The following is a 7,046-nucleotide window of genomic DNA, read 5'->3' as shown; positions in this document are numbered from 1 at the left end:
TTATACAAGGAGTTAATAAATATGCGGCAAGGTATTCTTAAATAAACTGTCAATTTGATAGTGGGAACAAAAAGTAGCAGTCCCGTTTCACTTTTAATATGGGGCTTAGTTTTTTGTACCCAGTTTAAGAATACTTTTATCATGTAATTTTATATGCCCGAAAACATATAAGTGTTTTGGGGCTATTGGAGTTATTTACCCAGTGATAGGAGTATTTATCACTGGGTATTTTTATGCCCTTTTTTGGGTGTTGATAGGAGGAAAATCACATGAAAATAATTAACTTAGGCATTCTGGCTCACGTTGACGCAGGAAAGACAACATTAACGGAAAGTTTATTATATACCAGTGGTGCAATTGCAGAACTAGGGAGCGTAGATGAAGGCACAACAAGGACAGATACAATGAATTTGGAGCGTCAAAGGGGAATCACTATCCAGACAGCAGTGACATCTTTTCAGTGGGAGGATGTAAAAGTCAACATTATAGATACGCCAGGCCATATGGATTTTTTGGCGGAAGTATACCGTTCTTTATCCGTTTTAGACGGAGCAGTATTATTAGTTTCTGCAAAGGATGGCATACAGGCACAGACCCGTATACTGTTTCATGCACTACAGACAATGAAGATTCCGACAATCTTTTTCATCAATAAAATTGACCAAGAGGGGATTGATTTGCCAATGGTATATCGGGAAATGAAAGCAAAGCTTTCTTCGGAAATTATAGTGAAGCAAAAGGTTGGGCAGCATCCCCATATAAATGTAACGGACAATGACGATATGGAACAGTGGGATGCGGTAATTATGGGAAACGATGAACTATTAGAGAAATATATGTCAGGGAAACCGTTTAAAATGTCAGAACTGGAACAGGAAGAAAACAGGAGATTCCAAAACGGAACGTTATTTCCCGTTTATCACGGAAGCGCTAAAAACAATCTGGGGATTCGGCAGCTTATAGAAGTGATTGCCAGTAAATTTTATTCATCAACGCCTGAAGGTCAATCTGAATTATGCGGGCAGGTTTTTAAGATTGAATATTCAGAGAAAAGGCGGCGTTTTGTTTATGTGCGTATATATAGCGGAACATTGCATTTGAGGGATGTTATTAGAATATCTGAAAAAGAGAAAATAAAAATCACAGAGATGTGTGTTCCGACAAACGGTGAATTATATCCATCCGATACAGCCTGCTCTGGTGATATTGTAATTTTACCAAATGATGTTTTGCAGCTAAACAGTATTTTGGGGAACGAAATGCTGTTGCCGCAGAGAAAATTTATTGAAAATCCTCTCCCTATGCTCCAAACAACGATTGCAGTAAAGAAACCTGAACAGCGGGAAATATTGCTTGGGGCACTTACAGAAATTTCAGATGGCGACCCTCTTTTAAAATATTATGTGGATACTACAACGCATGAGATTATACTTTCTTTTTTGGGGAATGTGCAGATGGAAGTCATTTGTGCCATCCTTGAGGAAAAATATCATGTGGAGGCAGAAATAAAAGAGCCTACTGTTATATATATGGAAAGACCGCTTAGAAAAGCAGAATATACCATCCACATAGAAGTCCCGCCAAATCCTTTCTGGGCTTCTGTCGGGTTGTCCATAGAGCCGCTCCCTATTGGAAGCGGAGTGCAGTATGAAAGCAGAGTTTCACTTGGATATTTAAATCAATCGTTCCAAAATGCGGTTATGGAGGGGGTTCTTTATGGCTGCGAGCAGGGGCTGTATGGATGGAAAGTGACAGACTGTAAAATCTGTTTTGAATATGGATTGTATTATAGTCCTGTAAGTACCCCCGCAGACTTTCGGCTGCTTTCCCCTATCGTATTGGAGCAGGCTTTAAAAAAAGCAGGGACAGAACTATTAGAGCCATATCTCCACTTTGAAATTTATGCACCGCAGGAATATCTCTCACGGGCGTATCATGATGCTCCAAGGTATTGTGCAGATATTGTAAGTACTCAGATAAAGAATGACGAGGTCATTCTGAAAGGAGAAATCCCTGCTAGATGTATTCAAGAATACAGGAACGATTTAACTTATTTCACAAATGGGCAGGGAGTCTGCTTGACAGAGTTAAAAGGATACCAGCCAGCTATTGGTAAATTTATTTGCCAACCCCGCCGCCCGAATAGCCGTATAGATAAGGTTCGGCATATGTTCCACAAGTTAGCTTAACAGCTTGCAAAAGTCATATAAAATGAGATTTGAAAGGAGAATGTAACTTCATGTTTGCTAAAAATTCAAAGGCATATTCTGTCTACCTGCTGTTCCGATTTGTCTGTTCCCTGGCGGTTTCTATGTCCACAGTGCTTTCCATCGTGTACCACCTGGAGGTGGTGCAGCTGGATGCTTTCCAGCTTGTCCTGGTAGGGACGGTTCAGGAGACCTCCTGCTTTCTGTTCGAGATGCCCACCGGTGTGGTGGCGGATTTGTATAGCCGTCGGCGCTCGGTGCTGATTGGAATGTTCCTCTACGGCCTGGGCTTTCTGATGGAGGGTGCGCTACCGTGGTTCGCGCCGGTTCTGCTGGCCCAGGTTGTCTGGGGTTGCGGTGATACCTTCATCACCGGCGCTCTGGAGGCGTGGATTGCCTCGGAGGAAGAGGACAAACCCATAGACAAGGTGTTCCTGCGGGGCAGTCAAATGGGGCAAATCGGCGGCGTTCTGGGCGTGGTGCTGGGCACACTGCTGGGAAACATAAACCTGCAAATGCCTCTCATCTTGGGGGGCAGTTTGTGCTTGTTGTTGGGGCTGGTGATGGTTCGCATCATGCCAGAAACCAACTTCTCCCCTGCTATTGAGGAACGGCAGGGCTTGCTTAAAGACTTTGTCTGCCTGTTCAAGCTCAACCTGGGCTTTGTGAAAGGCGCACCTGTGTTGCTGGCGCTCTTAGCAATCACACTATGCGGGGGACTTGCCAGTGAAGGCTTTGACCGGCTCTCCACCGCTCATTTTCTGGATGACACGGTAATACCCGTTATCGGGCCGCTGAACAGCGTCACTTGGTTCGGTGTTATCAGTCTTATCGGCAACGGCTTAGGTATTCTGGCTTCTCAGTTGCTCATCGCCCGCATGGAGAAAAAAGGGACTGTCAGCCGAACCAGTGTGGTCATGTCCACCAGCGCCGGGTATATCCTGTTCCTGGTTCTCTTCGCGGTGGGGCGGAGCTTTTGGTTCATGTTGTTGGTGTTCCTGCTGGCGGGGCTTATGCGCACCATCAAGGAGCCTGTGCTGGCCGCCTGGATGAACGACCAAGTGGATGAGAAAATGCGCGCCACAGTCTTTTCCACCAGCGGACAGCTGGACTCTTTCGGGCAGATCATCGGCGGGCCTATTGTGGGGCTGGTAGCCCAGCAGGTGTCCATACCCTGGGGGCTGGTCTGTACCGCTTTCCTGCTGTTGCCCGCGCTGTTCTTAGTGCCGGTGGCGGGAAAGAAGCGGGATTGATATGGCATAGTTAAGTTTACTGACGAGCGGGAGATTACTTCCGCTCGTCTTCATTTAGTAGCGCAAAATTTGAGGACTCTTTATTTCCTTATTCGGTATAGCGGAGGCGGCTGTCAATTCGACATAATTTTCTTGTGATACTTTACCGTACATGAGCATTTGTTTCGTATTTGAAAGAACAAACTCACCAAATAAAAAAAACGATATTCGGGTGGGTTATTTTGTTATACCCTAAATTACCCTCTGAATTTGTTTTTAAATTTGGAGGGATTTTTTTATGTCCTTTTTTCGGGCAGTTATCTATCTGCTCATACGAAGCAAAATTTATCAATACATAGCATATCAGAGAACGGCAGGAAACCAGTTAAAAAAATTTCTGCCAGTGCAACGGTACTTCTCACCTTGAAAGTAGAAGTACAATCTCCATACAATAGAATTACTATTTCCTATAACCGTAAAGGTCACAGAGCCTTTGCGGTTTTTCTTTTGTCGATTTTTGTTGGAAAGTGCCGTAGGGCTGTTTCTGATATGCGGTGTCGTTCTCCGCCTCTCCATCTGGATTTTTTACATTTCAAAAATTCAGATGGGAGGTATTTATGGTGAAATATGCACCAAGAAAGGTATATATCAGAGAAAGTGGCGGCTATGTGGAATTATCCTACACGGAGTTCTGCCGTTGCAGGGAATCCGACCAGACCTATATGGACAAGCTGTTTATCCCCATTCAAGGCTGTCTGCTTGAAGTCGTGAGGGAGCAATACACAGACTTCTACCGTGACAAGGAACGGTGGCGTTATCTGCAAAAATTAGATACAAAGAATAGACTGCTATCTCTCGACGGATTTACGGACAGCGAGGGGAATCCTCTGGACTTTATCACTGATGAAGCGGTGGACATTGCAGAAACCGTTGTCAATGCGGTCATGGTGGACAGGCTGAAAGCCGCCCTGCCTTTGCTGTCGGATAGTGAACAGGAGCTGATACAGGCAATCTTTTTTGACGGACTTTCCGAGCGTGAAGTCGGGGCGAGGTTGGGCATAACCCAGAGCGTTGTAAACAAACGCAAAGCCAGAATCCTAATAAAACTAAGAAAGATAATAGAAAATTAAAATTTAAGGCGTTCAGCCCCCTTGTTTTTTCCTTTGGGAAGATGAGGGGGCTTTTCTCTGCCCTCTCAATCAATTCTGATTGGAGGAAGTAAGAATGGCATACAACCACGGACGGGAGGACAGGAAATGGCGTATCTGGAAAGAAGCGGAGGAAAAGCTGCTGCGTGAGTGCGGCGTTGATGAAGCGACCATTGAGCAGATACGCATGGCGGACAGGGCAGACTTCAATTCCAACAGGCGGTTTTACCGATGGACGAATGACGTTGCGGAATATCTTGAGGACATGGCAGGCAGGGAGCGGCAGGCGGAAGTGGGTACGGTTGCGGAGTTACTGGAAGAGATTGAGAGCGAAAATCTCTATCAAGTATTAGTCACGGTGGACGGGCGTACCTTGAAAATCGTCCTGCTGAAAATGCAGGGGTATTCCACAAAGGAGATTGCCCCGCTTGTGCATTTGACGACTGGTGCCATCTATGCGAGGTTAGACCATCTGCGGAAGAAGCTGCGGAAAATTTTATAGCTTCTAAAACAGCCTGCCATCCTGCGGGCTACTGGGTGAGGGATGGAAATCCCCTCACTCATTTTTTGCAGGAGGACAACAGGATGGCATACAGGGTTAAGGCATACACGCTTCGGGAGGAATCCACGGAAAGCGGCACAAGGTATTTTATCAGCTTTAAGGACGGGCAGGGCAAATCCCACGAGTTGGAAGTGTCGGAACAGTTCTTTATGGAGTTTCGGCAGATGGAGCGCAGGAACAGGAATCTTTTCTAATGGGACGAGCGGCACAGGGAGTTTAACGAGGTATGGGACGAAACCCTTTACAGACGGGCGTTGCGTGTGCCTAAGAGCCTTGATGAACGCATGGTTGAGGAAGAACGGAATGAAACGCTCTATAAGGCGGTTGGGAGCCTTCCAGAGATACAAAGGCGGCGTTTCCTGCTCTACTACGAGTATGAGTTCAATTTTTACCAAATCGCCGCTATGGAGCATTGCACCGCTTCGGCAATACAGAAATCTGTTGCGATTGCAAAGGAGAAAGTAAAGGCGGAAATTGAAGAAATATCTCCAACCGTGACCGACACCGCCCGAAAAAGAAATCTGTTTTTTATTTGTGTGGGATTGGCGGCATTACATACTCTCACTTTTTTCCGTGGGAGTAAATCTATTTTTAAGGAGGTCAACGCCTATGTGCAACGAAAACAAAGACACCGCCCGAAAGGAGGAAAGCCATGCAGAAGTTACAGACAGTCAACGCCGAAACGCTCCTTTATGAACCGCTTGAGAAACCATCCTTTGTGGTGGACAGCCTTATCCCGACAGGCTTATCGCTGTTCTGCGGCTCACAGAAGATAGGCAAAAGCTGGCTCATGCTGAAGCTATGCTTATGCGTGTCGCAGGGAATCCCTTTATGGGATATGCCGACAATGGAGGGCGATGTGCTTTACCTCTGCCTTGAGGACACGTTCTGCCGCATACAGGACAGGTTATTTCGTTTGACGGACGAAGCAAGCGGGCGGCTCCACTTTGCCGTGGCAAGCTGCAAGCTGTCAGACGGTCTTATCGTGCAGCTTGAAGATTATCTGAAAGATTACCCAGACAGCAGGCTCATTGTCATTGATACCTTGCAGAAAGTCCGTACAGCTTCAAAAGACAATGCCTATGCAAGCGACTATGGGGACATCTCCCTCATCAAAGACTTTGCCGACAGGCACTCTCTGGCGGTCATTGTCGTACACCACATCCGAAAGCAGAATGACAGCGACGTGTTCAACAAGGTGTCTGGGACGACAGGATTAACGGGGAGTGCGGACGCTACCTTTGTTCTGGAAAAGGAGAAACGTGCGTCTGACACCGCCAAGCTGTATGTGACGGGCAGGGACACGCCTTATCAGGAATACACGCTGCGTTTCCGTGATTGCCGTTGGGAGCTTGTGGAGCGGAAAACGCAGGAGCAGCTTGCGAAAGAAACGATACCAGATGTCCTTTTTCGGTTGGTGGATTTTATGAGGGATAAGGAAGAATGGATAGGCACGGCAACGGAACTGTTAGCCGCTATGGGGGAAACGGAAACCATACCCACGGTGATTACGAAATGGCTGAATGAATACCGCACCACATTTTTAAGCGAGAACCGTATCTGCTACCAGTACAGCCGCAGGAAAGACGGCAGGCGGATTGCCCTTGCAAGGAGGGCGGGTGACAGCGGTGATGGTGGTGACAGCGATATTAGGATACCCCCCTGTTACTGTCATTGACGCTTAAAGCCATGTAAAGCTGGCGGCTCTGCCCTGCGGGTGACAGCAGTGACGGTGGTGACAGTGATTTTAGGATACCCTGCCGCTGTCATCCCTACGGGAGAACACCCCGTAAACGCAAAATGCAGGCGTGAGAGTTACTCGCCCTTTTCGGTCGTGTAAAACCACCCCTGCGGTCAGAAAAATCATTCCGATTTTTCCGACTGCGTTTACAGGGTG

General features: G+C 46.8%; 4 protein-coding genes and 2 pseudogenes. All 6 read left to right on the top strand.

Features of this window, described 5'->3' with window-relative positions; all coding sequences use genetic code 11:
• The first annotated feature begins 269 nt into the window (after positions 1 to 269).
• The 6 genes and pseudogenes from tet(O) (at position 270) to KQI83_RS09805 (ending at position 6,834) form a co-directional block, all read left to right on the top strand.
• Positions 270 to 2,189 carry a tetracycline resistance ribosomal protection protein Tet(O) gene (tet(O), locus tag KQI83_RS09830; protein ID WP_117477955.1) on the top strand — a complete coding sequence of 640 codons (1,920 nt, stop codon included), beginning with the start codon at positions 270 to 272 and terminating at the stop codon, positions 2,187 to 2,189.
• Between the two features lie 50 nt (positions 2,190 to 2,239).
• Positions 2,240 to 3,460 (top strand): tetracycline efflux MFS transporter Tet(40), encoded by a 1,221-nt coding sequence (gene tet(40), locus KQI83_RS09825; protein ID WP_109215034.1) that lies wholly within the window; start codon positions 2,240 to 2,242, stop codon positions 3,458 to 3,460.
• A 599-nt stretch (positions 3,461 to 4,059) separates the two neighbouring features.
• Positions 4,060 to 4,569, top strand: a complete 510-nt coding sequence (locus tag KQI83_RS09820; protein ID WP_105116765.1) for a sigma-70 family RNA polymerase sigma factor — start codon at positions 4,060 to 4,062, stop codon at positions 4,567 to 4,569.
• Positions 4,570 to 4,663: 94 nt separating this feature from the next.
• Positions 4,664 to 5,089: a sigma-70 family RNA polymerase sigma factor gene (locus tag KQI83_RS09815; protein WP_000323895.1), complete on the top strand. Its 426-nt coding sequence runs from the start codon at positions 4,664 to 4,666 to the stop codon at positions 5,087 to 5,089.
• Positions 5,090 to 5,172: 83 nt separating this feature from the next.
• Positions 5,173 to 5,647, top strand: a pseudogene (locus tag KQI83_RS09810) (RNA polymerase sigma factor).
• A gap of 154 nt (positions 5,648 to 5,801) precedes the next feature.
• Positions 5,802 to 6,834 (top strand): annotated as a pseudogene (locus tag KQI83_RS09805) (AAA family ATPase).
• The last annotated feature ends 212 nt before the right edge of the window (positions 6,835 to 7,046 follow it).

The sequence above is a fragment of the Roseburia sp. MSJ-14 genome, assembly GCF_018918225.1.
GTDB lineage: Bacteria > Bacillota > Clostridia > Lachnospirales > Lachnospiraceae > Petralouisia.
The sequence above is the reverse complement of the archived record's forward strand: the minus strand, read 5'-3'. Positions and strand labels throughout refer to the sequence as shown.